Here is a 26,497-nt window from a genome sequence, read left to right as displayed (position 1 = left end):
TCAGTGCGCGCGGAGGCGGTTCCTGCCCCACCAGGTAAAGACGCCTCCGCCGAGGCCCACCAGGAGGACGCCGGCCGCGATGGCCGGCAGGTTGGGTCCGCCCGGGCCTTCGCTGCCGGGACGGCTCATGGCGGCGGCCTGGGTAGCCTTGGCTGAGCGGGTGACGGGCTGGTTCCAGTTTGATTCCGACGACGGTCCAGCCGTGGAGGGATTGACGCCGGCCGGGGTGCCGGTTTCGGGCGTGCTGGACGTCGCGGCGGGGTCCGGAGCGTCGGCATCGGCCGGTTCTGCGGGCTCGGGGACCACAGTGGGGGCTGCGGGAGCGGGCGCGGAGGGCAGCTGGGGCTGCGGGGCCGCCGGAGCAGGGCCGTCCGGCTGGCCGGGGGGATCGTCGGGATCCCGGGGCTTCTCCGTGCGCTCCGTGGTCTTGGTCTCCGATGGTTCCGCAGGATAGGTGGTGCTGGTGGTGGCAGAACCTGTTGGCTCGGGCGAATCAGCGAAGGCGGCTCCGCCTGCGGGAAGGGTCACCGAGAGCGCCAGTACGGCTGCTGACGCGGTTGCCGAGGCAGCGCGGAGTATCGGAGAGGACGCGGTCATGGATACCTTTCGACGCGCGCAGTCCCCCGTCTGCGGCTTTCTGGTGTCCCTGCAGTCTTCTACAACACGCCGGAGGGCCGCAAATCCATCGAATGTGCGGCCCTTCGGATATACGGTTCCTAGTCCCGGTTTTCGGGCGGCAGCGCCACCTGGATTTTGCGCGCCTTTCCGCGGCCCACCACGTATCCGCGGCCCGGGATGAAGTCCGGGCTGACCCGGCCCAGCGACGTATTCAACAGGCTGTCGCCCTCGATGTCGCCGGGGTTCAGCAGCAGGCCCCGGCGGCCGGACTTGAAGGGCTGGGCGAGCTGCCAAGCCGAGGACCAGGTGGAGGTTTCCGACTCCCCCACCACCCATTGGTCCGCTTTGATGGACGCGGTGACGAGTTGTGCCACGCCGGATTCTGCCAAGGTATCCGTGTATTCCGTCAGGCCTTCGATGAAGATGGCCAGCCGGCCCGGGTTCCCGGAGGAATGCGCCACCAGGTCCTGCACCACCTCCGCCAGGTCATCGGGTCCCACGACGGAGCGGTTCCACAACGGCAACGAGGCCACCGCTGAGCGCCGGGCACCGAGGTAGATCAGCTCGGTTTCGGGGTTGGACCGGCGCAGGGCGTAGGCGAGCGTCACCAGGGCCACGGTGCGGCCGGCGCCGGGAGGTCCTGCCAGCAGCAGCGGACCGCGGGCCATGATTCCCGCGGGCTGCAGGGTTTCATCATCGACGCCGATAACCGGCACGTCCGGGCCGCCGGCCGGCAGCACGTCCAGTTCCACCTGGTCCGGAAGCCGCTCGATGGCAGGCGCTGCGTCCAGGCCCTGGCGCAGCATCGCTTCGCTGAGCTTGTGCACCTCGCGTGCCTGCAGGGCCAGGTTGGAGTTTCCGCCGAGCACGGCCAACTGGACTTCCAGCCCGTCCAGCAGTCCCCGGCCGGGCGGGGAGGTGGCGCCCAGGACGTCGCGGGGCACGTCCAGGGAGAGGTAGTCGTCATCGGAGGACAGGCGAAGCACCAGCCGGCGCTGGATGGAAGCGAGCAGCGACGCAGGCACGGCGTTGGGCCGGTCCCCCGTCACGACCAGGTGGATACCCAGGGCACGGCCGTCGGTTGCCAGTTGGAGGAAGATGTCCCACAGTCCGGACAGCCGGCTGTGCTCATAGGCCTCGCGGAACGCTGACATGCCGTCCACCAGGACAAAGATGCGCTTCTCCTCGGGCCTGTTGGCGAGCTTCCTGTACTCCACGATGGTGGATGCCCGGACTTCCGCGAAGCGGGCGGAGCGCTGGTCGGCGATGTCGCGCAGGAGGCGCAGCAGGCGGCCCACCCGTTCGACGTCGTCGCCGTCGATGATTTCACCCACGTGCGGTAGTTCTTCCAGCATCCGCAGGCCGGCCGAGCCGCAGTCGATGCCGTAGACGTGGACGGGCCCGCCGCGGGGTGTGACGGCGGCGGCGATGGCTATCCCGCGCAGGGCGGCGGATTTTCCGGACCCGCCCGTGCCGTAAATGGCCATGTTGCCGTCCTTGTCCGGCTCATAGAACACCGTGGGCTGGTCCTGCCGGACGGGGTCGTCGGCCACGCCGAGCAGGAGCTGCTCGTCGGTGCGGGGATTGGGCAACCTGGAGAAATCGTAGGTTTTGGCCAGTTCGTCCAGCCATGGCTTGCGGGGCGGCCGGATGGCGAGCGCATCGGCGGCCCGCGCGATGTTTGCCGTCATCCTGGCGATATCGTTGGGCCCGGCAGGTTCGGCCACTGCAGGTTTTTTCGGGGCGGGCGCTTCCCAGCTTGGCCCTGACCCGAAAGCCATTTCCACGATGTCGATCTGCGGACGCTGCGGTTTGTCGGTGGTCCAGCCGCCGGCGTAACCGGTCTGGAACCCCTGGATGCGGCCCGGGCCGGTCTTCGCGGCCCCGCGCCCGGGAATGCCCGGGTCGAAGTAGGCGGCGTCGGGCACGCCCAGGATGTCGGTGGCGTCTTCCTCGTCCGCCATGCGCAGGGCCACCCGGAGGTTGGTGTTGGCGCGGAGGTTGTCCTTGATCACGCCGGCAGGCCGCTGGGTGGCCAGGATGAGGTGCAGGCCCAGGGACCGGCCGCGGGCAGCAACGTCCACCACGCCGTCCACGAACTCGGGGACCTCGCTGGCGAGGGCCGCGAATTCGTCCACGATGATGATGAGGTAGGGCGGTGCCTCGCGGTCGGCTTCGCGCTGCAGCGCCAGCAGGTCCTTCGCCTTCTTTCGGTTCAGCAGATGCTCGCGGTAGTGGAGCTCAGCCCGGAGCGACGTCAGGGCGCGGCGCACCAGGTGCGGCGAGAGGTCGGTGACCAGGCCTACCGTGTGCGGAAGGTTGATGCAGTCGGCGAAGGCGGCGCCGCCCTTGTAGTCCACGAACAGGAAGCTGACGCGGTCCGGGCTGTAGGCAGCCGCCATCCCCATCACCCAGGACTGCAGGAACTCGGACTTGCCGGCGCCGGTGGTGCCGCCCACCAGGGCGTGCGGGCCCTCGTTCTTCAGGTCCAGGTACAGCGGCTCGATGCCCTTGGACCCCACCAGGGCGCGGAGGGTGCCGTTGTCCTTCCGGTTGGGCACAGCGGTGGCGTGGACGGAGTTGTTTTCCGTCCAGCGTTCGGCCACTGCCTGGGGGTTGTCCAGGAAGTCCTTGCCGATCAGCGTTGCATAGGAGACCGCGCGGGGCAGGTCCGAGTCGTCGTTCACCGGCTTGCCCACATCAACCACGGGGGCGAGCATCCGTGCCAGCTGGCCGGCGAGTTCGGCGTCCACGCTCTCGCAGCTGACCGGGTAGGTGTGGCGGCCCAGGCGTACCTGGCCGGTGGTGGTGCCGTGATCGCCGTCCACCACCATAAAGTCCCGGCAGGCTGCCGGCAGGGCCTGGACGTCAGTGGCCACCCACATGACGTGGACGCCGGAGTCGGGTCCGCGTTCGGCAAGCCTGGTGAGGCGTCCGCGGTCCACGGGCGCGTCGTCCTCCACGATGACCAGCACAGATGGCAGCACCGGCGCTTCAATCTCATGCTTGGCGGGGTCCACAGCGGGACGCAGGTCCGGGGCGGACCGTCTGGCGGCGGCCTCCCGCGCGTCGAGCAGGTCCTCGAGGCGGGCCACGAGTGAGGAGCCGCCGGCTGATCCGGCGGCGAGGTGGTCGCCGGAGAGGGGGCTGTGGCCGGAGCCGACGTGCGGCAGCCACTGCAGCCAGTTCCAGCGCTCCCGCGATTGCGCCGAGGTGATGGCGGTGAGGACCACCTCCGCTGGCGAATGCAGCCCCACAAGCTGGAGCACCATGCCGCGGGCAACGTCGTCCACCAGGCCGCGCGCGCCAGCCAGGCCGAGGGAACCGGAGGTACGGAACTGCGAGACCACGGGCACGCCTTCGATGTCCCGGAACTGCTTCAGGCAGTCCTGGATTTCGCGGGTGTACTGGACTTCGGTGTCGTTGCTGGACGGTTCTTCCAGCTGGATGCGCGACGGCGCCGTCCCCAGCCCGAACCGCAGGCCCAGGAAGAACTCGTGCTCCGGGCGGTGGGTCCAGAGCAGCGGTCCGAGCTTGTAGATGGCATCAACGGTGTCACTGACCGACGGTGCTTCCTGCAGGCGGACAGCACGCTCCACCTGCTGGGCTTCGGTGAGGTCCTGCCGGAAGGCCGCCATGGAGGCCCGGAACTGCTTGAGTGCTTCCTTCTGCTGGCGCCTGCTCCGCATCTTTTGGTCCACATAATGGCCCACCACGAACAGCGGCATCATCAGCATGAACACCATCGACAGCGCGTTGCGCGTGACGGCGAAAATGACGGCACCCATCATCAGCGGGGTGATCAGCATGATGTAGGGGAAAGGCTGGTCATCGGGACGTTTGGGCCCGGCCGGAACCACCCGCTTGGGCTCCTCGAACCGGGGCACCACGCGGGGTGACCGGTTGAAGTCCACAAGGGGCGACGTCGGGGCTGCCGCATGGTTGTGCCCCAGCGGAACCACCGTCACGGTGGTGTCGCCCAGGGTGACCGTGTCCGAGGAGTTCAAGGTGGCGCGGGTAACGGGAAGGCCGTCCATCAGGAGCCCGTTGGCCGAGTTCGTGTCCACGATCTCCACGCTTTCGCCCACGGTGATGCGGGCATGGCGCTTGGAGGTCAGGGGGTCAGTGAGCCGGATGTCGACGTCCCGGTCCCGGCCGATGTAGCTGGTGCCGGTGGGCAGGGAAAATTCCCGTCCGACGTCGGGCCCGGACAGTACACGGAGGGTGGCGGCGGCCGGCCCGCGGCTGGCGCCGGGAACATGGAACTGTTCGCTCACCTGGGCCAGCGATACCACCGAGCCCGGGCGGAGGCCGGACTCGAGGAGGTTGTCGGTGCGGGTCAGGACGTTCCCGCTGATGCCGGCGCCCACGAAGGCCTCATCGATGCGCAGGGAAAGGTTCTCCGGCGCAGGGGTGCCCTTGCGGTCCGGGTCCGCAGCCCAGAGCACGGCGGCGATGTCAGCCACCGTGGCCAGGCCGTCCACGGTCACGGCCAGGTCCTTGGCTTCGGCGGGTTCCCTGCGGAGTGTCAGCCGGATCCTCATCCTTCGTCCACGCCCCTCATCTTCTCGAGGAGGTGGAGGTCGTCCGGTGTCACCAGGTGTGAGGTGACGGCGTGTTCCACGAGCCGTGCCCGGCGGTTGGTGGCGAGCTTGCCGCCGCCGCCGCGCAGCCCCACCACGCCCACGCGGTCCAGTTTGTCGCAGACGTTGTCCAGTTTCCGGTTGAAGCGGGTCAGGGCCCAGCCAAGGGTCTTGGCCGCCGCGGCTGAGGAGGGAATGGCGCTGAACCCCGTCCCTTCCCGGCGGAGCATCGGCTCGGCAAGCGCCACAATGAGCGCCTTCTGCGAATCGGTGAACACCACCGGGCCGATGGTGGTGTCGCCGTTGCTGTCGCCGTCGCGCGCCTCCTGGCGGAAGGAAGGGGTCTTCAGGTGCACCGCAAACTCGTACGTTGTGGGACCGGCCGTGAAAATGATGTTGGTGTGGCTGAACACCAGCGGGATCCGGGCGCCGGGCGAGAGCCAGGCCTGCATGCCGCCCGAGGCGTCGGCCACGGTGGCGGACAGCATGCTGCCCACGTTGCTCAGCCACCAGATGCCGTCGTAGCGGGCCACCTGCAGGAACTGCCGGTGCAGATACGGGTTGTCGTCCACCTCCAGGTCGCCTTCACGGCCGATGTTGAAGACGTCCTCGTCCGACGGCTCGTACCATTCACCACAGAAATCTATTGCTAGATCCCCCATGCTCTATGCCTCCTCAGTGGGCAATGTGCGTGTGTCATGCGCCGGCTAATCCTCCAGGCAGGCAATGGAGTCCGGGCCCCCCGGAGAAGCACTGCCGTCGGCCCGTACCAGGATCACCTGAACGCAGATGGGCGGCTCGAGAAAACCGGAGACGAAGGTACTCTCCGTGAGTACGGTTTCATACTCGCCGTCCGCTTTCGCCGACTTGGTCCGGTACTTGTACGTGTCATCCTCCTGCGGCTGCGGGTTTGTCCAGGAGAATTCGATGATGTTCCGGTCGTGGGACGTCCGCGCTGCGGCAAGGCCTTCGACGTCGGGAACGGTGCCGTTGTCGAGGGCATCGGCGGGCGGATTGTTTACCTGCTGGGTCTTAACTGCTTCGGGCGTGTGCGGGGCGGCGTTTGCCACCACCAGGCCCACGACGGCGGCGAGCGCCAGCAGTGTGCCCCCGGACAGGGCGAGCCAGAGGTTGCGCTTGCCGTGGTCCCTGACGGGCGCCACGGCTGGTTCGTCCACCCTTGCCGGCCGGTGGACAGTGGTGTCAGCGGCGCCGGTATAGGAAGCATCAGCGGCGTGCACGGGCCCGCCGTCATTGGGATGCGCGCTCCCCGCGGTGCCGCGCAGGACCGTAGCCTGGGCCCATTCCTGCGGGCCGCCGTCGTGCCTAACGTCCTGGCCCGGGAGGCCGGCGGGGACCTGCGGGGCGGGCGCCGCCGGGGACGCGGGCAACGCCCCTGCTGCGGGAAGGCGCGACGGCGGTGCGGCGCTTCCGGGGCCGCCGGTTCCCCGGTTGTTGCCTCCCTTGCTTGTGTCCTGGGGCCACGTGCGTGCCGGAAAGGTGGGCGCGCTGCCTGTCCGCTCCGGATCGATGGCGGCGATGCTCCGGACACGGGTCTCCTCGAAGCCGTCGTCCGGGTGGCTGTCCTCCTGGTGCGGTTCCTCCAGCACCTCGAAGGGCGTGACGGAGAGGTTGAGCTCGGCCTGGATTCGCTGCAGGGCAAGGGCGAAGGCGTGCGCGGACGAGTAGCGGGACTGCGGGGACTTGGCCATGGCCGTGGACAGCGCCAGTTCCAGGGACTCGGGCACGTCGGCGCGGCCCAGCCGGGGCAGGGCCATGGTGCTGATCCGGTTGATCAGCTCACGCTGTGAATTGTCGGCACCGGGCATCACGAACGGCGACCGGCCGGCGAGGAGCGTGTAGAGCGTCGCGCCGAGGGCCCAGACGTCCACCATCACGCCGTCCACGCTGCCGTCCCTGAACTGCTCGGGCGGCGACCACGGGATGGACATGCCGGAGTCGTCGTCGGAGTCGCCGGCCAGTGTGCCGGAGATTCCGAAGTCGGTGAGCGCCGGGCGGTTGTAGTCGGTCACCAGGATGTTGGCGGGCTTGATGTCGCGGTGGGCAATGCCTGCGCGGTGGGCTGTTTCGACGGCGGACGCCACCTGGATGCCGACGGCCAGGACCTCGTCCACGCTGAAGCGCTGACGGCGGTACCGGACGTCAAGGCTTGGCCGGGAGCAGTATTCCATGGCCAGGTAGGAGTGCCCGGCGTCGGTCACTTCCGCTTCATAGATCGTGACGATGTAGGGGTGCGAGGACAGCTGCGCCATCAGGTTGGCCTCGGACTCGAAGCGGCGGCGGGCGCCCTCGGTCTTCAGGTCCGAAAGCAGCACCTTGACGGCGACTTTCCGCCGGGGCCGGTCCTGCTCATACAGGTAGACGTCGGAGAACCCGCCGGAGCCGAGCAGGCTGATGTACGTGAACCCCGGGATGTGGGGTGGCGGCGCTACAGGCCGTTTGGAACTCAAAGAATCTCCTCAAAACGCAGCGAGATGTTGTCTCCCAGTTCGGCGATGTCGCCGTCCAGCAGGATGGCCATCTCGTTCTGGGCCAGCCGGCGCGGCGGCTGGCCGTCCCGCACCAGGACGGTGCCGTTGGTGGCCTTCAGGTCGCAGAGCATGACGTGCCAGCCTTCCAGCCGGACTTCAACATGGGAACGGGAGATGTCGCCGCCGGGACTCGCCACCTGGACCAGGCGCGGCATAACGCCGCCCTGCACGCGGGATACGGACGGCTGCCGGCCGATGACCAGGGACTGGTCCAGATCCAGCAGCTCGCCGGTGGACAGGCGCATCCGGCCCAGCCTGGGACGGGCCACCTGGACGGCGTCAGGCAACAGCGCCTCTCCGCATGCTGCGCATTGGGCACGGGTGGGCGGGTTCGCGTGGCCCTGGGCACAGACCCGGGCCAGCACAGTGGGCCCTGCGGCGGGATCCGCGGAGACGGCCGGGGCGGGATGGGACACCATACCGGCGAGGCTGCCCTTCATCACGGTCTGGCCGTCGTGGTCACCGTCAAAGTCCAGTGCGGCCTGTGGACGCGCCCCTCCTTGCCAGCCAGTCCCTTCCGGCGGCGTTGTTCCCGCCACGGGTGCCGGCACGGCCGACGGCGGTGTTCCCGGGGTTGGCGGGGTTGGCGTGGTTGGCGTGGTTGGCGGCGCTGGAGGCGCGGCGATGTGCGCCGCGGCGATTGGGGTTGCGGTGATGTGCGCCCCCACCTGCGCCTGCGCCTGCGCCTGGCCGGAGACTGGGTTTCCGGTCCGCCAGGGTACGGAATCGATGAGGGTCCCGGCCTGGGCCGGGCGTGCTGCTGACTCGGACCCGTCGCCGGCTCCGGGCCGGTGCCCGGGGCCATCAAGCGGACCGGAGCCCGACGCGCTTGCGGAGTCCCCGCTGGTGGCGGGCACGCCCGGCACCTCCCCCTCGTCGGCGGGTTCAAGCGCCGCCCGCTGGGCCCCCGGCTCCAGGGCCGGGGCTTGGGCGGCGACCTCGGCCGGGGCCCGGGAAGAGGCCTGCGCAGCCTCGTCCGCCTCCGCGTCTTCCCGCACGGCCGCATCTTCGATGTTCCGTATCACCGTGCGCTCCCACAAATGGTCATAGGAACCCGTGAGGTCACTGGCCGCCATAGTTTCAGCCTGTGCAGACCCCGCCCCGCCAGGTGTGCTGCCTGCCTCCGCGGTCCCTGGTTGAGAAGCGTCGAGCGGCGTGACGGATACCTGCGGAATTGGGGAAACCGGGGCGTGCCCCGCATGGCCTTCCATCTCCGGCTGCCCGCCGAAGCCCGCATCGTCGTGGTCCGTTTCGTTGTGGTCCGGATCGTTGTGGTCCGCCTCGTCGTCGATAACCTCGAGCACTGTTTCCGCTGACACCCCGTGCTCCGGCGACACCGTCATTTCCAGAACATCCGCTTCGGCTTCAACTTCCAGGTGCCCTTCGATGGCGGTTTCGGCGTCAACCACTCCCTGAAGTGCAGCGGCGCCGACTGTCGCCTGCACTGAGCCGGCTCCTGCTTGTCCCGTAGCCAGCGCAAGGGTCAGGGACTGCAACAGGACCGCCCCCTCCCCCAGCGGAAGTTCCCGGTGCCCCTCGGAAGCAGCGTCCGGAATGGTGAGTGTGCACTGTCCCGGCATGTCGAAGCGGCGTTCGTTCCAGGTAGTAACGTCCCGGCCGTTGAGCTCCACTGTGCCGTTCGGCAACGCGACGGTGAGCTCCAGTTCCCCCCGCAGGAACACCCGCAGGGGCCCGGTGAAGTCGAGGATGCCGAAAGACGGGATGCTCGCCAGGGAGCCGCCGGAGCTGCTGGTGACGGCATGCAGTACTTCGTGGACCTCGGGTGTGTCCGCCAGCAGGCTCCAGAGCACATCGGCAAGGGCGGGCGGTGTGTCCGGGCCGAGGAGGACGGCGGTCCGGGAACGGACGATGCCCAGCCAGCTGCCCGGTACGTAACTAATGCCGGCCATGGTCGGGCTCCCCGTTGTCGTCGCTGCCCTGTTCATTCTTCGTTCCCGGGCCCTGGCCGTTGTTCGTTTCAGCACCCTGGTCCACCGTCTGCCCCGTGCGCTGCCCTGCGTCGTCCTCCCCTGCGTCCTGCTGAGGCAGCGGCTGGGTGGCCGACTGCACGGCCTGCGAGCGGGGCAGCGTCACTTCGTCTTCCGCGGAGGAGTCGGGCCGCGGCGCGGTGGTGGCCGCGCCGGCGTCGTTCAGGACGTTGCGGGCGTCCACTACGATCACCGTGACGTTGTCCCTTCCGCCGTTGCGCAGTGCGGCCTGGATGAGGGCATCCACGGCGTCCTGCGGCTGGCCCACTGTGCTGAGGATCCGGAAGATATGTTCATCGGTCAGTTCTGAGGTGAGCCCGTCGGAACACACCAGGATGCGGTCCCCTTCCTCAACGGGAAGAAGCCAGTAGTCGGCCTCCGTCTCGTCTCCCGTGCCCAGGGCCCGCGTGACCACGTGGCGCCGGGGGTGCACAGTGGCCTGCTGGGGGGTGATCTCGCCGGCGTCCACGAGTTCCTGGACTTCGGAGTGGTCAACACTGATCTGTTCGAACCGGCCCTGGCTGAGGCGGTAGGTGCGGGAGTCGCCGATGTTCATGACCAGCCAGTAGGGCACGCCCATCTGCTCCACGATTACGGCACCGCTCAGGGTGGTGCCGGCGCGGGCGCCGGTGGCTTCCCGGATAGAGTTGTCCGCCCGGACCAGGTATTGCTGGAGGACCGCTGCCGTGGCGGTCCGCTCTCCGGTGGTGAGCTGGGGCATGGCGGCCAGGGCGCGGACGCACAGTCCGCTGGCCACCTCGCCGGCCTCGTGGCCGCCCATGCCGTCCGCCACTGCGAAAACGGGATCGGAAGCAATGTAGGAATCCTCGTTCAGCTCCCGGCGGAGGCCCCGGTCGGTTCCGTAACCGCAGGTCAGGCTGAGGCCCGGCCCCGGCTGCATGGTGGAGGGAACGCTGGCGGGCTGTTGGTTCATGCCTGTCCTAGGTAAAAGGTTCGGTCTCCAAAATGAACACTGGATCCCGGGGTAACAAAGGTGGGGACACCCGGCACAAGTGCTGTGCGGAGTCCGTCTGGGGTGGTCACGGCGCTGCCGTTGGTCGAATTCCGGTCGGTCACCCAGATTCCTGCGCCGTCCGTGAGCAGGTGCAGGTGGGTCTTCGAGATGGAGCGGCCGGGATCGTCAACGGCCAGCAACTGCGCGTGCTGTTCACCGGCCTGGCCCACAGGGTTGCGGCCCACCAGCACGCTGCGGTCCAGCTGGAAGTCGCGGCCGTCGTCGAGCCGGATTCTCAGGACGGCAACGGGAGCAGGGCCGCCGGTTCCCGGCCGCACCTGCGTGCGCTCGACGTCGTCGTCCGGGTGGTACGCCCGGACCTGCTGCGGGTCCGGTGCCTGTAGGGCAGCCGGAGCCGCTTCCAACCCCGTGCCGGAAGGCGGCACAAAGGACGCCGGGGCGGTGTACGGCATCGTCTGGGAGGGCAGCGTAACGCCCGGCGCCTGCGTGGTGGCCGCCGGCGCCTGGCCCGGGCTTACCGGACCCTGGGCATTGATGACCGTGGGAGCTTTGGCACCGGCCACCGGCGACAGCACCTGCTGCACGGGCGGCAGGTCCAGCGGCGCGAAACTGTAGGGCCCCTGGATGCCGCCGGTGGTGATGGGGTCGCGGCCGGCCTTTACGTCAAAGACAAGCGTCTTGGCAGCGGCATCGTGCCAGCCCCGAAGCCGGCCGTTCTTGTCCCAGCGGTTGGACACCACCACCAGCACGGCCCAGGCCGCGCCCACCAGCATCAGCGGCGTGAGGATGAACAGGGCGGGACCGAACCATTGGAAGACCACCACCAGGATCGCCGCGAGCAGCGCCAGCAGGATGCCGGCACCCGTGACCAGGCCACGCAGGAAGACGGCACCTGCACCGGGGGCGTAGCCGTCGTTATCGGCGCTGCGGATGCCCATCAACAGGGTTCCCGGAGTCTTGCCGGTCCGGGCTTCGATTCCCATCACCACGAAGGTGTAGACGAGGGTGAGCCCCAGTCCGATGCTGCCGAACAGCACCAGGGACGCTGTGTCGTAGGTGATAAACCCGCCGTTTCGGGTACGGGTGATCCCCGCAAAACCAATGGCGAACGTCACCACCAGCACTGCGAGCGGCGGCAGCCAGTCAATGACGGCGGCACCGAGCCGCTTGCCCGCCGTGGCCGGAACAAGTTGAAGGTTTGTTGCCATTCCCGTTCCTCCCCCTGGAGCGGCACCCACCTGGGCAGTGGAACCGCCGGAACTCCCCTGCCCCGTGCCCGCGATGCCCGCGGCGTGATGGGCCGGGGGCGTTTGTACTACCGGGATAGTACCGGGAATCGCCGGCCCGTGCGCGGCGGGCAGGCCGGTACGGGAGTCCACGCCGTGGTTCGGCCTGCGGTCCAGGTTGCTGGTGCTCCGCGCCGACCGGTTGGGCAGGGGCGCACCACAGGCCGTACAGAAAGCCGCCCCCGTGCGGATCAGTTGCTGGCATCGCGGGCAACGTTCGGCGTCGGAGGTCACTGCGTCATGGGTCCTTGCGTGGGAGGTGCTGTTGTGGGCGGTTGTCCTGTGCCCGGCTGTTCTGTGCCTGGCTGTTCTGTGCCTGGCTGTCCGGCCGGCGGGGCCTGCGGTGCAGGACCGTCAGCCGGCTCCTGCCCCGGCCCCGGTCCTGCCGCGGCACGGCGCCGCCCGGGCAACGTGATGGACGGCAGGGCCGGCAACGCCAGGCGTGAACCCCGCAGGTTGAGGACCGTGCGGGCATCGGCAAGGAGGGAACGCGGGGAGAACCTCGCCTGTTGCCGGCGCCAGAATCCCATCGTTGCGGTCATCTCGGTCAGGGAGCTGTCCACAATGGTCCAGTACTCCCGGACCTCGTCCTCGGTGGGCTGGCCGGCACCAAAGATCGATGCGTCGGCCCGTCGTGCCAGCAGGGTGGTTGTTTCCTTGCTGGCGGGGAACGCCTCGGCCAGGACCGCGGCGCTTTCCCGGCGCGTGGCACGGGTATCAACGGCGGCGCCCAGGTCGGTGGCAAGGCTCACCACCTCGCTCCAGCCTCCGCCGACCCGCTGCGCAGGGTGGCCGGCGCTGAAACGCGACTTCCGGCGTCGTGATTTCAGCAGGGCAATCAGCAGCAGCGGCAACGCAAGGATGGACAGCGGGATCAGGGCGACGCCCAGCGCGCCCAGCAGGGCACCCCAGAACAGCCAGGGATTGTTCTTCTTCTGGTCGGCGTCCAGCGCATCGGGCGAGGAGTCCGGCGGAAGGTCCGCGGGCTCCTGCGGCGGGGGCGGCGGCTGCAGCACCTGGGGCTTGGGCTTGGACTTGTTTTCCGGGTCCGGCGGGATGGGAACGTTGTCCTTCGGCGGGGTGGGGTCGAAGCTGACCCAGCCCACGCGTTCGAAGGCCACTTCCACCCAGGCATGGACGTTCTTGCCGGTGATCTTGACCTCGCCCGCACCGTTTTCGGGGCTGGTGGGATCAGGGTAGAAGCCCATCACCACGCGGGACGGAATGCCCAGGTGGCGGAGCATCAGGGACATGGCGACGGCGTATTGCTCATCGTCACCAAGCATCTGTTTCGCCGTCAGCAGGTTTCGGATCCGGGCGGCACCATGCCCGGAGACGCTGGGCAGCTGGCCTTCACTGACCAGGCCGTTGCTGAAGGCGCCGGTCTTCTGGAAGTGCGCTTCGATCTGGCGGACCCGGTCAATCGCGGTGGGCGCATCTGCAGACAGATCGTTGGCCTGGGACGCCACGACAGGCGGCACCTCGAGGGCGTCCGGCAGGGTGATTTTGGCGAAGTCGTACTGGGTGAGCTGCCCGTGTTCCAGCTTGACGGGGTCGGACACCTGCACGCTGTAGGAATCGCCGCGGGACAGCCCGTTGGTGGTGACGGCGGTGTCCGTGCCTGAGTTGAAGTAGAGGCCGGAGGCTGCGGCGGAGGCACCCTGGTCAAAGCTGAGGCCGGTGGTTTTGCGCCCGCCCGGAACAAAGAAGCCCTGGTAGTCCTCGATGGTGATGTTGATGGCGTAGTCGTTGGTGGGCACGGTCCCGGAGGTGTCGGCCAGCGTGTTGATGGATTCGGTATCGCCCACCTTGCTGAAGTTGCCCGATCCGTTGGGGTCCATGTTGTAGTTGGTGCCGTTGAAGGCGTCCAGCGCCCCCAGGCGCACCCGGGCATCGCGAGGGAGGCCCTTGACGACGAACAGGGTGTCGTCCTTCTTGTCCTTGACGAAGGTCCGGAAGCTGGCCAGCGGAGTGATGTAGTCCTTGGGGTCGAACGGCGGGACCACCACATTCCGCAGGACTTTCCGGTCGTTGCCGGCGGTGACCAGCGGGGCGGACAGTGCGGTGACGGCGACGCTGACGGCGATGACGCCCGCGGCCATTCCCAGCCGCCGTACCTTGGCACGGCGGGCGGTGGAGGAATCGGTCTGCGGGTTGTTCACCGAGACCTTGCGGGTGCTGTTCCGCCGCAGGGCGTCCCGGCGGAACGTTGCCCACGCGATGCCCAGGACCGTGAGGCCGATGCCGCGTTCGAGCGTGAGGAACGCTGCGTTGGTGCTGAACGCGATGCCCGTGACGAACAGGACCAGCACGGGAAGGAGCGGAAAGTAGGGGCTCCTGGCGCGCCAGGTCAGGATCGCAGTGATCAGCGCGGTGATCATCGAGCTGAGGAAGGGGACGATGAGCACGCCGCCGGCCGTTCCAACCGGCACGCCGACCGTGAGCATGTCCTTCCACGCGAAGACGATGCCCAGCAGCAGGATCCGCAGCGAGTCCAGGGTGGGAACAAACCCCGCGATGGCCGAGTCAGGGACCGCCAGCAGCGTGCCGAACACCAGGTAGGCGCCCAGGGCGAGGGCTGTGGTGATCAGCAGGCCCAGGCGGAGGTGGGCATTGACGACGCCGATGGCCAGGCCGAGGATAATCCCGCCAAAGCCGGACAAGAGGTAGTAGGGATCGCCGCCGAAGCTCAGCCCGAAGCCGAGCAGGCCCAGTCCCAGCAGGACTGTCAGGGCGCCGGCGTCGAGCGCGAAATGCCAGCGCGGCTGGCCGTCGTCGAACGGCGAGCCCTGCTGGTTCCTTGACGCAGCGCGGCGGGAGGTCATGCGCGGGCCCTGGCCCGGTGCGGAGCTCATGCTGCCGCCTTTCTCAGCACGATGGCAAGGTCGGCCAGGTCACCAAGCGTCAGCACCGTCAGGTCTGCGATGTTGGCCCTGGTGGGGGCGGCCCCCGCCTCGATCCTCACGGCGAGGCTGCGCACGCCGGGCGGTACAGACACCGCCGCGGAACGGAGCTGCGTGGCGGTCACGTTGCTGCCCACCACGAAGAAAATGACGGAGGCGTTGGGGACAGTGTCCGCCAGGGTCCTGGCGACGTCGACGGCGGTGCGGCGCATGGAAGTGCCGACAATCCTGGTCATGTCATCCAGCATGTTGCGGCCGGTTTCACAGCGCAGCGGGCCTTTTTGGGTGAGGATATCCAGTTCCCGCTGTTCACGGATGGCCTGGCGGCCGATCGACGCTGCCGCCGAGATGGCCATCTCGAATTCGGTCTCGGAGGCATACTCATCAGTGTTGATGGACAAGGAGATGGCAAGGTGGGCGCGGCGGGTTTCCTCAAACTGGCGCACCATCAGCTTGTTGGTCCGCGCGGTGGTCTTCCAGTGGATGTGCCGCCGGTCATCGCCCGGGACGTAGTCGCGCAGGGCGTGGAAGGACACGTCGGCGCTGGACAGGTCCGTGGTGGGCATGCCTTCCAGGTCGCGGATGAATCCGGCTGCGGAACCGGCGAGGGCAACGGTGCGGGGGTGGACGAAGAGGTCTTCCGGTTCGGTCCACCGGACCTGCCGGCGCAGGAGGTGCAGCGGGTCGGCCCGGACGGACCGCACGGGCCCCACCACGATCACGGCGCGGCGGGCCGTTGGAATGGTGAACAGGTCCTCGTGGACCTGCTGGGGTTTCATCCGGGGCAGGTGGAACACCGCCGTGGCATTGCCCACCGGCAGTTCCAGTGCCGCCGGCAGCAAAGGACGGGCTGACGTGTTGGACACGGCGATGCTGCCCACGGCGCTGTCCCCAACGGCCACCCGTGTGCGGGCGAGGTCCAGCACCACTCCGTAGGAGGATCGGCCCAGGATGAAGCCCACCGCAACCAGGAGCATGACGAAGGCTGCAATGGCAGCTGCCTTGGCCTCCTGCCAGCCGAAGGCCTGGCCTGTTGCCCAAAGCAGGATGGAAGCGGCAAGCACGGACCAGCCCAGGACGCTGACCACTGACAGGACCGGCCAGGCGTACTTCAGCCAGGCGCCGCGGACCGCCCGCCACGCTGGTGCCAGTGCCAGGACGGCCGTGCTGCTCGCTTCGGCCCAGACGGCGGCCGGGTGCAGCCGGGTGGGCTGGCCGTTCCTGGCGAAGGGTTGCTTGAGACGCTCCGTGAGACGGATCAACGGGGTGCCGCTGGACATATGTGTGCCTTCGTTATGTTGCGCTGGATTATTTTTCGCGGGGGTGGCGGCGGTCAGGCGTTGGTGCGCTGCTGCGGGGCGGCGACGTCCGCGAGGATACGGGTCAGCACAGCCCCGGCTGTGGCTCCGGAGAATTCCGCTTCCGGGTCCATCACAAAACGGTGCGTCCACACCACGGCAGCTAGTTCCTTGATGTCGTCCGGGAGGACGAAGTTCCGTCCCTGCGAGGCGGCCCAGACCTTGGCGGCACGCACCATCGCCAGCGCGCCGCGGACCGAGACGCCGAGGCGGGTCTCGGGGGCGTTGCGGGTTTCTTCACACAACCGGGAAATGTATTCAAGGACGGCCGTGTCCACATGCGCCGTGGCGGCGAGGTCGGCCATGTCAGCGACGGCCTGCGTGGTGATGACGGCCGACAGTTCCTTGGAACGGTCCTTGAGGTTGGACCCGCCCAGGAGGCGCACGGTGGAGGCGTGGTCCGGGTAGCCGATGGACGTCTTGATCAGGAAGCGGTCCAGCTGTGCTTCGGGAAGCCGGTAGGTGCCGGCCTGCTCAATGGGGTTTTGGGTTGCCATCACCATGAACGGCCGCCCTGCCTCGTAGGTGACGCCGTCCACCGTGACGCGGGATTCCTCCATCACCTCGAGCAGTGCGGACTGGGTCTTGGGCGAGGCACGGTTGATTTCGTCGGCGAGGACGATGTTGTTGAAGATCGGGCCTTTGTGGAACTCGAACTTCTGCGTTTTCTGGTCATAGATGGTCACGCCGGTGACGTCCGAGGGCAGCAGGTCCGGAGTGAACTGGATGCGGTTGTTGGAGCCCTGCACCGTGGCGGCGAGGGCCCGGGCGAGGGACGTCTTGCCGGTTCCCGGCGCGTCTTCGAACAGCACGTGGCCCTCGGCGAGCATGGCCGTGAACGTCAGCCGGATGACGTGTTCCTTGCCCAGGACGGCCTGGCCCACATTGGCAACGAGTTTCTCGAACGTGTCGGCAAACCAGGCGGCCTGCTCGGTGGTCATGGTCATGGTCAATCCTTTGCTTGATGAGTAGGGGGAAAGCAGTAACGGGCTAGCGCTGCGGCATGCCGGCGGGCGGGCCTTGGCCGTCCCTGTTGGTGGTGTCGTGACGGACGTAGTTGCCGGCGGCGGGACCGCTGGTCAGGTGGTACCAGATGCCGGATGGGTTCTCCGAGGTCTTGTACCAGACCACATAGAAATCCGACTCGGACGGGGTGTTTTCGGGCAGCCACTTGCCGGGGCTGACGCAGCTGGACGGGTTGCCGGCGCGGAAGCTGTCCACGCCGTAACCGGGCTCGGTGCAGCTGCGGACCGGTGTGGCGGTGATGGTCCACGAGGTGGGTTGCGGAGGCGGTGGCTCTGAACCGCTGCGTGACGTGTCGCTGCCGATCCGGCCCGGCTGACCGGCGCTGACGGCCCGCACCCGGAGGGTATGGGTTTCGCTGTAGCCGGCACCCGTGGAGAAGGATCGCGCATCGATATTCGTCCAGGCACCGCCGTCGAGGCTGTACTGGTAGCCGGTCACGGGCCGGCCATTGCCGCTGGGCTGGGTCCAGGTCCAGGAAACCGACCGTTCCCCCTGGGGCTTGCTGGCCCCTGTCACCACGGGAGCATCCGCCAGGCCGTACGGGTTGACGGAGTTGGACGGGGCGCTGGCATCGCCGGCAACGGTACTGCGGGACGACACGGCCAACACCACAACTGCAGTGTTAGTGCCGTTGGGGGCTGCCACCACGCCTCCTCCGGCCGGGATGGTTCCGGAGCCGCCTCCTGACGTGAGCCTGTACTGGTAGGTAATTTCGGCCGGGGCGGACCCGTTCCTCTGCGCTTCCGTCAACACGGTGAAGCGGACGTCGATCTTGCCGCCGTTGCCGTCCGTGTCCACCAGGGCTGCCGTGGGGGCAGCCACGGTTCCTGGCTTGCCCACGGCACGGATTGCCGCCGATTGGGCACTGGTTGCACTGGTGCCCGCCTTGTTGGTGGCGGAAACCGTGAACGTGTAGTTGGTTTCCGAGTTGTCCACCGTCACGTTCTGGGACGTACCCGCCACCTGCTGGGTGTTGACCACAGTACCGCCGCGAAGCGTGGTCAGGGTGTATGCGGACACGGCGTCGCCGTTGTTGTTCGGCGCCGTCCAGGTCACCTTCATCTGGCTTTGGCTGCCAACCGAGGATGCCTGGGCAGCGGTCGGCGCCGCCGGGGCTGCGGGGACGCCGGCCGGCACTTCGGCAGCCGAGTACGGGCTCCACTCGGACGGTTCCTTGGCATCGTTGCGGGCCAGGACCCGGACCTTGTAGGAGACGCCGTTCTGCAGGCCCTTCCAGACGTAGCTGACAGCCGTCAGGTTCTGGATCTGGGCGTTCTGCCCTGCCGGCGGCGGCGAGATCTCCAGGTCGTAGGACTTCACCGGGGAACCCTTGCTGGCCGGGGCGGTCCAGTTGATGGACAGCTCCTTGTCGCCGAACTTCAGCGAGGGCGCCAGCGGGGTGTCGGGCTTGACGTCGGGACGGACCTCGGCCGAGGCCGGGGACCGGTCGGACTCGCCGAACTCGTTGGTGGCGGTGACCTGGAAGTGGTACTTGGTGTTGTTGACCAGTCCGTCAAGGGTGCAGGTGTTGGCGGGGCAGTCCTGCTGGAACCCGCCCTCGCCGTACACGGTGTACTTGGTGATCGGGGAGCCCCGGTCCGCCGGCGCCGTCCAGTTCAGGAGTGCTGTCCGGTCCCCCACGCTTTGCGCCTGCGGGGTGGCGGGCGCCTGCGGCTTGTCCTTGACGGTGAGCCGGACGCGGGCCGTCGCCTGCCGGGAGGAATCCCCTGTCCTGTCGGCCACCGTGTAGGACACCACCATGGTCCCGGTGAAGCCCGGCGCCGGGGTGATCGTCACGGCGTCACCGTTGACGTCAACGTTGCCGCTGCCGGTTTCCGCCCCGGCCGCGATGATCTTCAGCGGCGTTTCCGGGAAGGGGTTGGCGTCGTTGGCCAGGACATTGACCGTCACGGGCTTGCCGGCGGCAGCGTTGTCCTGGACATCGTCATTGGCCACTGGTTTGGGCCGGTTGGATGCGGTAACTGACAGCTGGTACGTGGCCACTGCTTCAAGCCCGCGCGGGTCCCTGGCCTTGACCTGGACGGCCGCGGTGGTTCCGGTGCCGCTCGAATCGGCTGCCGATACTTTGAGGGTCTTGCCGTCAATGCTTGCGTTGAAACCGGCAGGCGATCCGCCCACCAGCTCGTACTTCATCTTTTCGACGTCGTCCCGGTCGGGGTCCGAGGTCAATTTGCCCAAGTCCGCAGTTGCGGCGTCACCCTTCGGCACGTCCACGGTTGCGCCCAGGAGCTCCGGCGGGTTGTTCCGGTTGGGATCAGGCAGGACCTTGGTGCGGATGCTGAGGGTGGACTTAAGGCCTGCCGGGTCGTCCGGCCCGGTCCCGTCCGTCACCTCGAAGGTCAGCGACCCCGGCCCTACATAGTCGGTGCCTGCCGTGTACTTCAGTCCGGTGCCGTCGCCCGTGACGGGATCGCTGCCGTCCGAACCGATCAGCTTGATCCGGTCAGTCTGCGTCAGCCGCGGTGACCGGCCCTCCCGGACCTTCACCCACTCGTCCAGGTCGACGTCCGCGGACTGGCCGGCGATGACCTCGATGACCTCGTCCTTGGCCAGGGTGGGCACCTGCTGGCCGAGCCCCGGAACCCAAATGACCGCCGTCGACTGCTGGCCGTCCACGTCCTCGACGGTGTAAGGGATGAGCTGCGGCTGCTCGGTGAGGTCCACGATCATGGTGCCGTCGGCGCCTGGCCGGGCGGTGGTGGTGTCGGTGCTGATCTGCAGGTTCTCCCCCACGCCGTCGGGATCCTCGTCGTTCTTCAGGACGGGGACGTCCACGGCGGACTTCCCCATGGTCTGTGCGGAGGTGACCCTGTCGTCACGGGCGATCGGCGCCTTGAGGGGCACCTCGTTGTCCACCACCACACCGATGGCAGCCTGGGCGGAAGCATCCCTGTCGTCGGCGATGGTGTACCGGACGTTGACGGTTCCGGCTTCGCCCGGCGCCAGCAGGATGATCCTGCCGCTGGCCTTGCTGACGGTGGCCTGCAGTGCCGGGTCTGCTTCGATGCCGTCCGTCAGGATGCGGATGAGGTCGCCGTCCGGGTCCGTGTCGTTGCCGGTTGCGTCGACGGCGATCTGCCGGCCGGGGCGGACCCGCACCTCGTCATCCACGGGGGTGGGTTTCTGGTTGGTCTCGCCGCGCGGCGCGATGCCCACAGTCACCGTTCCGGTGTTGACAGCCCCCTGGCGGTCAACCACCTTGTAGCGGAAGGTATCAGTTCCGGCGCCGTCCCCGGCTGCCGTGAAGTCGATGAAGTTGCTGCCGACGGCGGCCGTTCCCATCGCCGGGGTGCTGTCGATGCCGGTGAGCTGGACGGAGTCGCCGTCCGGATCGATGCCGTCCAGGGGAACGGGGATCCGGACCGTGCCGCCGGCCACCACGCGTGCGGTGAGGTTGCGCGGCTGCGGACGCGAGTTTTCGGCACCTTCGAGCGGAAGGATATGGATGGTCACCGCGGCAGCGCTCTTCTGGCCCTGCGGATCCATGGCGTTATAGATGGCACGCACCGTTTTGGGCTGGCTGCCGGCAATGAACCGCAGCGTGTTTTCCGAGACGAAGCTCTTGCCGTCCACCGGGTCCACGCCCTGCGGCAGGACAGGGTCCACGGTGAGTTCCTGGCCCTGCGGGTGGGTGTCATTGTCGAGCACCGGGATGGTCACGACGTCGTTCACGCGGACGTTGACCTCGTCCGGTTTCGGCTGGGGAGCCTCTACCACGGCCGGGGCCGGGACCGGGACAACCGAGACGCTGCCCGTGGCCGATTTCCTGCCGTTGGACATGGTGTATTCGAACAGGATGGGGTCTCTGGTCCCCAGGATGTCCGTGATGCGCAGGACGCTGTGGTTGATCAGGCTGACAGATGCGGTGGAGTTTTCGGGCAGCCGGACGGACTGGAGTACCAGGACCCCGCCTGACGGATCGGAGTCGTTGGCGAGGGGGTCCAGCAGCACGCTTCCGCCGGTGGGCATCAGCGCCACGTCGTGGACGGCCACCGGGTTGCCAGTCTCATCCCCGGATTCGACGTCAACGCGGATCAGGCCCTGGCTGCTCTGCGGGCCGTTGCTGGCGATATAGGTCAGGTACACGGGGCCGGGGGTGGTGCTGCGGAAGGTGAACGTGCCGCCGTCGGTGACCGGGCCGAGTTCGGCCGGGCCGTTTGCCTCCACCTGGGCGAGCCGGAGGGCGCCGCCGTTGGGGTCCACGTCGTTCTTCAGCGGGGAAATGACCAGGTCCTGGCCCACCACGGCCGTGACGTGGTCGGCATTGACCACCGGCGCTAAGGCTCCCGGCGGCTGGACGTTGACCACGACTTTTCCGGTCACGGTGGCGCGGCCGTCCCAGATGGTCACCTCGACGTTCTTCTTGCCGGCCGTGGCGCCCGAGTCCTGGAACGTCAGGAGCCCGTCGCGGCGGACTTTCACCTGGTCCTGGTCGTTGTCTGCCTTGGCGTCGAGGAGGACCAGGTCGTCGCCGTCGGGGTCGATCCAGTCCGTGAGGATGTTCTGGCTGACGGTCTTGCCCTGCTCCACCAGCATGGTGGTGTCATCGCCGCGCTTGAACTGTGGCGGCTTGTTCTCGTCAGGGCCCACCACGCTGAGCGTGACCTGGCCGCCGGCCGAGAGGCCGCGGCCGTCCGAGGCGTTGTAGTTGAACGTCTCGGTGCCCGGTTTCGCATCTGCCGGGACGGAGACCTGGAAGGCCGTGCCGCCGTAGATGTTCTCCAGGGTGCCGGACTTCGGGCCCGTATCCGCCAGGGCGGCGGTGAGGACGTCGCCGTCAGGATCGGAATCGTTGTCCAGGACGCTGAGGACGGTGGTCCGTCCGGGGCGGACGCCGACGGCGTCGGGCTTGGTTTCCGGCGGACGGTTGGGTTTGGTGCGGTCCGGCAGGACGTTGATGGTGTTGTTGTCCGCCGATTCCTGGTCCTGCTCGTCGGATTCGTTTTTGGGTGGAATGACGTCGTCCCAGTTGTTGACGAGCTGCATGTTCTGGTTGACCAGCCACACGTTGCCCGAGTTAACATCGTTCAGGACCACCAGGTCCCGGTTCACCCGGAAAACATACGACGGCGACGCACTGGCCTTGGGCACGTCCACGTTCTTGTCGTCAGCATCATCCACACAGTCCCGGACGTACTTGTTCGCCCCCGACCACGCCGCGTGCACACACCAGGCCAACTGCACCGGCGCAGCCGGGACACCCTCGCCGTCGAACGTCACCGTTTTGGCCGTGCCGCCATCCAGCGGCTGCTTCAGCAGCGCCTTCTGCGTCGAAATTGCCACAAAGTCGCTGGCCGGACCGCCCTGCTGCAGCTTCGCCTCGCGGGCGTTCTCCAGCTGCAGCCGCTTCCCGCCCGGCAGGAACAACTCCCCCGCAGCCGCATCAAGAACCACCGGCTGGTCCCCCACCACCGTGATCTGCAGGTCGCCCGCGCCCTTCAACTCGCCCCACGTCTCGGACTCCGAGGACGTGACCTCACCGTTGGCATCAACACCGGTCACCGTCACCACACCCGACTCCGGATCCGCCGAGTAGATCCGGTCATCCTCCCCCACAGCCGACACGGTGCCCTCGGAGCCCACCAGAACCGGCTCGGTAGCCTCCTCATCAAAACCATTCACCGTGGACGGCGACACCGCCCACACCTTGCCCGAGGCCGCATCCGTCACCGAGATTACTTCCGAACCGAAACTCACATCAGCAGCCCCCGGCAACTGCTTATCCCCACCCAGGCGCATGTTCGCCGGCGACACCTGATTCAACGTCGAACCAGACTCATCATCCACAAACACCTCCCCCGCGTCCTGCAAAATGTCGAACGTCGTGGACGCCGGCGTCACCGCACCATCCAGGACACGCGACGGGTAATTCAGCCGGCCCACCGCATTCTTCGACTTCGACACCACCCACACACCGCCGTCGTTCAACTCCACCTCAGTGGTCTTGAACCCCGGATAGAGCACTGCCCCGGTCACCACAACAGCCACCGCGGCACCAAAGGCAGTGCCGGTGACGATCTTTTTGTGGCGCCGTTGCAGTCCAAGTTTCCCCAGCAGACCTGTCACAGCGTAGATATCCCCCGTTTGCGGCCCCCAGGCCGGCACGTGAGAGAACCCGGTACCGGGCTCTCCGTTTCCCGGGCAAGCCTACCCAAGGGGCAGTAAGCCCGCGATGGGGAGGCCTCCCCCCGCGTCCGGTCTGCAGCACCTTCCATCAGGGGTGTCAGCATGGCGGTACCCCCGCATTTCCCGGCTGGCCCAGGGTGGTGGATCCGGCCACGACGTAGCGGCCCACGTTGCTGGCAGAACCTGCCTCGATCCGGTACCAGGCTTGGATCGGGTTGGGGGTCCAGTGGTCGCTCTGGATGATGTAGCAGCGGACCACGAGGGTGTGGTTGTCGGCAACGTACAGCCACGGCGGCTGGTGTGCGTTGATGCCGTCGCAGTCGTAGTAGGGTGCCGGCCGGTAGTTCGCCCCGCCCAGGGTGTAGGTGCACGACCGAACAAAAGTCGGGTCTGCGGAGCTGAGCCGGGTTGTCCATTCACCTCGCTTGCCGGAGGTGGCGGTGGCGCTGACCTGGGCGCTGCCGGTCCCCAGGGAGTTGAACGTCTGCACGGTGATGGTGCGTTGCTGTTCCCAGCCCCCGGTGTTGATCGTGCGGCTGCCGGACGGCGCAACACTCTCCCAGCCGCCGCCGCTGATGAGGATCCTCGTCTCCGCTACGTCGTTGGTGGACGTGGAGGGCGATGACCAGCTCAGCGTCACGGATTGGTCATTGAGCTGTCCGTTGGTGCCGCTGGCTGACGGTGTGCCGGGTGACCCGTACGGCGTGACCCGGGCCGGTGCACTCGCATCCGAGCTCGGCGCCACGGTGGATACCGCTGTCACGGTGACGGCAAGCGCCTGTCCGTTGGTGAATCCGCCCACGGTTTCGCCAGGGCTGATGGGTCCGGTTTGTCCTCCTGCCGAGTACCGGTAACTGACTTCTTCGGCCCGGGACCCATTGCGCTGCGCGTCCGTGAGCCTGTTGAACTGGATGGTGACCTGCCGGCCGGCGCCGTTTGTATTGGCGGGCGTCGCGCTGACGCCGGAAACCTGGGCGAGTTTTCCGGTGGCGCGCCGGGGGGCCGAGGGTGGGCTGGCGGCGCCCTTGCCGGCCTTGTTTTCGGCCTGGACGGTAAAGGTGAAGGCCGTCTCGGAGTTCTGTGCCCGGAACACGGCAGTGCGGACTGTCCCGGCCACCACCTGGGTCTGTGGGGCTGCGCCCCCGCCATTCATGGTGACGTAGTAGTTCCGGATGGGATCGCCGTTGGTGTCGGGTTCGGCCCAGTCCACCCTGATCTGGTTTTCGCTGCCAACTGCGGAGGCCACAGCCGTGGTGGGTGCAGCGGGGGCGGCCGGAACACCGGCAGGGTTGTCCTCTACGGAGTAGATGCTCCATTCGGAGGGGCCAAGTTCGTTGACTGCCTGAGCGCGGACCCGGTACTTGACGCCGTTCGTGAGGCCGGTCCACGTGTAGTTCAGGCTGGCCACCTCATTTTTGACGGCGATGCCGTTGGAAGGCGGCGGCGAGATCTCCAAGTTATAATGCTTGACCGCGGAGCCCTCCGTCTTGGCGGCAGGCCAGTTGATGACCATGTTCCTGTCGCCGGCTTTGACCGACGGTGCGTCCGGCGGGGAGGGCTTTTCATCCGGCCGGATCTCGTTCGAGGCTGCCGATGGCCGGGATTTGCCCACTTCGTTCTCGGCGATGACGGTGAAGACGTATTTGACGTCGTTGGTCAGCCCGGAGAGTGTGCAGGTGGTGGTGGGGCACGCCTGCGAAAAGCCGGTGTTGGATTCCACGCGGTAGCCGGTGATGGCGGCGCCATTGTCCGACGGCGGCGCCCACTTGAGGACGGCTGTCCGGCTGCGGACGTCCGTGGCGGAGGGGGCAGAGGGCGCGTCAGGCACATCGCGGACGGTCAGCCGCAGGCGGCCGGTTGCCTGCCGTGATACGTCGCCGGTCTTGTCCACCACCGTGTAGCGGACAACCATCACGCCCTTGAAACCCGGTGCCGGGGTCACGGTGATGGAGTCGCCGTCGAATGTTGGTTGTCCCGCCGCAGATCCCGTTTCCACTCCCGCGGCAACAATTTTCAGCGGTGCGTCATCAAACGGGTTTCCGTCGTTGCCCAGGACGTTGACGGTTTCCGTCTTGCCCGCGTTCGCTTTTTCGACGACGTCGTCGTTGGCCACGGGCATGGGCCTGTTGGAGGCCACGTGCCGTGCGGAGATGTTTGCTTTCACCGCCGGAGACCTGCCGTCAGTGACCCGGACGGGGATGTTTCCGGTAAACCCGGCCGCTACCGACGTTTCGGCCCGGACTTCGAGGATTGAACCGTTCACGGAGGCCGAGAATCCAGCGGGAAGATTGCCGTCGAGCTCGAACTTCAGGTTGCCCTTGTCCTGCTCATCAACATCCGCAGCGAGCGGCCCCAGGTCCAGCCGTGCTGTTTCGGCCTTGGGTACGTCCAGTGCAGCACCGCTGAAGGTGGGCGGGTGGTTGGCGTTGGGATCCGGTATCACCCTGGTCATGATGACAAGGGTGGACTTCAGGCCCTGGGGATCGTCCGGTCCATTGCCGTCCGTGACTTCAAAGGTCAGGGACCCCGGGCCCACGTAGTCGGCCTTGGCGGCGTAGCGGAGCGCAGTCCCGTCTCCGGCAATAACGTTTTCCGGCGAAGCGCCCTGGACCTTGACGGAGTCTGCCACGGTGATGCGCGGCCGCTTCCCGTCGCGCACCCGGACGTAGTCGCTGAGGTCGAGGGTGACGTCCTTGCCGGCCATCACTTCGACGATGTCGGTCCTCGACAGGCTGGGGTATTGGGCTCCCTGTCCGGGGATCCACATAACGGCGGTCGAACTCAGGCCGTCAACATCCGTGACGGTATAGGGAATCAGCTGGTCCTCCGGCGTGAGGGTCACCACTACGTTGCCGGAGCCCCCGTCCCGCGCGTTCGGGTTGCCGTCGGGGAGGCTGATCTTCAGGTCCGCGGCGACGCCGTCGGCATCGGAGTCGTTCTTGAGGACCGGGACGTCGACAGCGGCCTTGCCGAGGGTTTCCGAGGGCGTAACCCTGTCATCCTTTGCGGCCGGACGCTTGAGCTCGGCGTCGGGACTGATCCGTATCCGGATGGCAGCCC

The 26,497-nt window shown here is 67.7% G+C and carries 12 protein-coding genes; all 12 read right to left on the bottom strand.

From position 1 onward, the window contains the following. Positions 1–597 (bottom strand): hypothetical protein, encoded by a 597-nt coding sequence (locus P2Q66_RS16350; RefSeq protein WP_275729804.1) that lies wholly within the window; start codon positions 595–597, stop codon positions 1–3. A 119-nt stretch (positions 598–716) separates the two neighbouring features. Next, positions 717–5,162 carry an FtsK/SpoIIIE domain-containing protein gene (locus tag P2Q66_RS16345; RefSeq protein ID WP_275729802.1) on the bottom strand — a complete coding sequence of 1,482 codons (4,446 nt, stop codon included), beginning with the start codon at positions 5,160–5,162 and terminating at the stop codon, positions 717–719. Further along, entirely contained in the window at positions 5,159–5,863 is a 705-nt protein-coding gene (locus P2Q66_RS16340) for a hypothetical protein (protein WP_079595600.1), read from the bottom strand. The genes P2Q66_RS16345 and P2Q66_RS16340 overlap by 4 nt, the downstream gene beginning before the upstream one ends. A 45-nt stretch (positions 5,864–5,908) precedes the next feature. Next, on the bottom strand, positions 5,909–7,672 hold the full coding sequence (locus P2Q66_RS16335) for a serine/threonine-protein kinase (protein WP_275729800.1): 1,764 nt from the start codon (positions 7,670–7,672) through the stop codon (positions 5,909–5,911). After that, positions 7,669–9,663 (bottom strand): FHA domain-containing protein, encoded by a 1,995-nt coding sequence (locus P2Q66_RS16330; RefSeq protein ID WP_275729798.1) that lies wholly within the window; start codon positions 9,661–9,663, stop codon positions 7,669–7,671. The genes P2Q66_RS16335 and P2Q66_RS16330 overlap by 4 nt, the downstream gene beginning before the upstream one ends. Next, positions 9,650–10,675 (bottom strand): protein phosphatase 2C domain-containing protein, encoded by a 1,026-nt coding sequence (locus tag P2Q66_RS16325; RefSeq protein ID WP_275729797.1) that lies wholly within the window; start codon positions 10,673–10,675, stop codon positions 9,650–9,652. Before P2Q66_RS16325 ends, P2Q66_RS16330 begins: the two co-directional genes overlap by 14 nt. Then, positions 10,672–12,237 (bottom strand): RDD family protein, encoded by a 1,566-nt coding sequence (locus P2Q66_RS16320; protein ID WP_345795645.1) that lies wholly within the window; start codon positions 12,235–12,237, stop codon positions 10,672–10,674. The genes P2Q66_RS16325 and P2Q66_RS16320 overlap by 4 nt, the downstream gene beginning before the upstream one ends. Then, positions 12,234–14,858 (bottom strand): transglutaminase domain-containing protein, encoded by a 2,625-nt coding sequence (locus tag P2Q66_RS16315; protein ID WP_275729793.1) that lies wholly within the window; start codon positions 14,856–14,858, stop codon positions 12,234–12,236. Before P2Q66_RS16315 ends, P2Q66_RS16320 begins: the two co-directional genes overlap by 4 nt. Next, positions 14,855–16,186: a DUF58 domain-containing protein gene (locus P2Q66_RS16310; protein ID WP_275729790.1), complete on the bottom strand. Its 1,332-nt coding sequence runs from the start codon at positions 16,184–16,186 to the stop codon at positions 14,855–14,857. The genes P2Q66_RS16315 and P2Q66_RS16310 overlap by 4 nt, the downstream gene beginning before the upstream one ends. A 53-nt stretch (positions 16,187–16,239) precedes the next feature. Continuing rightward, positions 16,240–17,211 carry a MoxR family ATPase gene (locus tag P2Q66_RS16305; protein WP_115525499.1) on the bottom strand — a complete coding sequence of 324 codons (972 nt, stop codon included), beginning with the start codon at positions 17,209–17,211 and terminating at the stop codon, positions 16,240–16,242. Between the two features lie 43 nt (positions 17,212–17,254). After that, positions 17,255–23,377, bottom strand: a complete 6,123-nt coding sequence (locus tag P2Q66_RS16300; RefSeq protein ID WP_275729787.1) for an Ig-like domain-containing protein — start codon at positions 23,375–23,377, stop codon at positions 17,255–17,257. 157 nt (positions 23,378–23,534) lie between these two features. Next, positions 23,535–26,497, bottom strand: a 2,963-nt coding sequence (locus P2Q66_RS16295; protein ID WP_275729785.1) for a fibronectin type III domain-containing protein, incomplete at its 5' end; no start/stop codon positions are given.

The organism is Arthrobacter sp. Cr_A7 (genome assembly GCF_029222765.1).
Classification (GTDB): domain Bacteria; phylum Actinomycetota; class Actinomycetes; order Actinomycetales; family Micrococcaceae; genus Arthrobacter.
The sequence above is the reverse complement of the archived record's forward strand: the minus strand, read 5'-3'. Positions and strand labels throughout refer to the sequence as shown.

What these genes read in the sequence shown, in the direction of transcription:
- P2Q66_RS16345 (WP_275729802.1), bottom strand. Translation starts at nt 5,162, where the DNA reads ATGAGGATCCGGCTGACACTCCGCAGGGAACCCGCCGAAGCCAAGGAC.
- P2Q66_RS16310 (WP_275729790.1), bottom strand. Translation starts at nt 16,186, where the DNA reads ATGTCCAGCGGCACCCCGTTGATCCGTCTCACGGAGCGTCTCAAGCAA.
- P2Q66_RS16305 (WP_115525499.1), bottom strand. Translation starts at nt 17,211, where the DNA reads ATGACCATGACCACCGAGCAGGCCGCCTGGTTTGCCGACACGTTCGAG.
- P2Q66_RS16315 (WP_275729793.1), bottom strand. Translation starts at nt 14,858, where the DNA reads ATGAGCTCCGCACCGGGCCAGGGCCCGCGCATGACCTCCCGCCGCGCT.
- P2Q66_RS16325 (WP_275729797.1), bottom strand. Translation starts at nt 10,675, where the DNA reads ATGAACCAACAGCCCGCCAGCGTTCCCTCCACCATGCAGCCGGGGCCG.
- P2Q66_RS16350 (WP_275729804.1), bottom strand. Translation starts at nt 597, where the DNA reads ATGACCGCGTCCTCTCCGATACTCCGCGCTGCCTCGGCAACCGCGTCA.
- P2Q66_RS16330 (WP_275729798.1), bottom strand. Translation starts at nt 9,663, where the DNA reads ATGGCCGGCATTAGTTACGTACCGGGCAGCTGGCTGGGCATCGTCCGT.
- P2Q66_RS16340 (WP_079595600.1), bottom strand. Translation starts at nt 5,863, where the DNA reads ATGGGGGATCTAGCAATAGATTTCTGTGGTGAATGGTACGAGCCGTCG.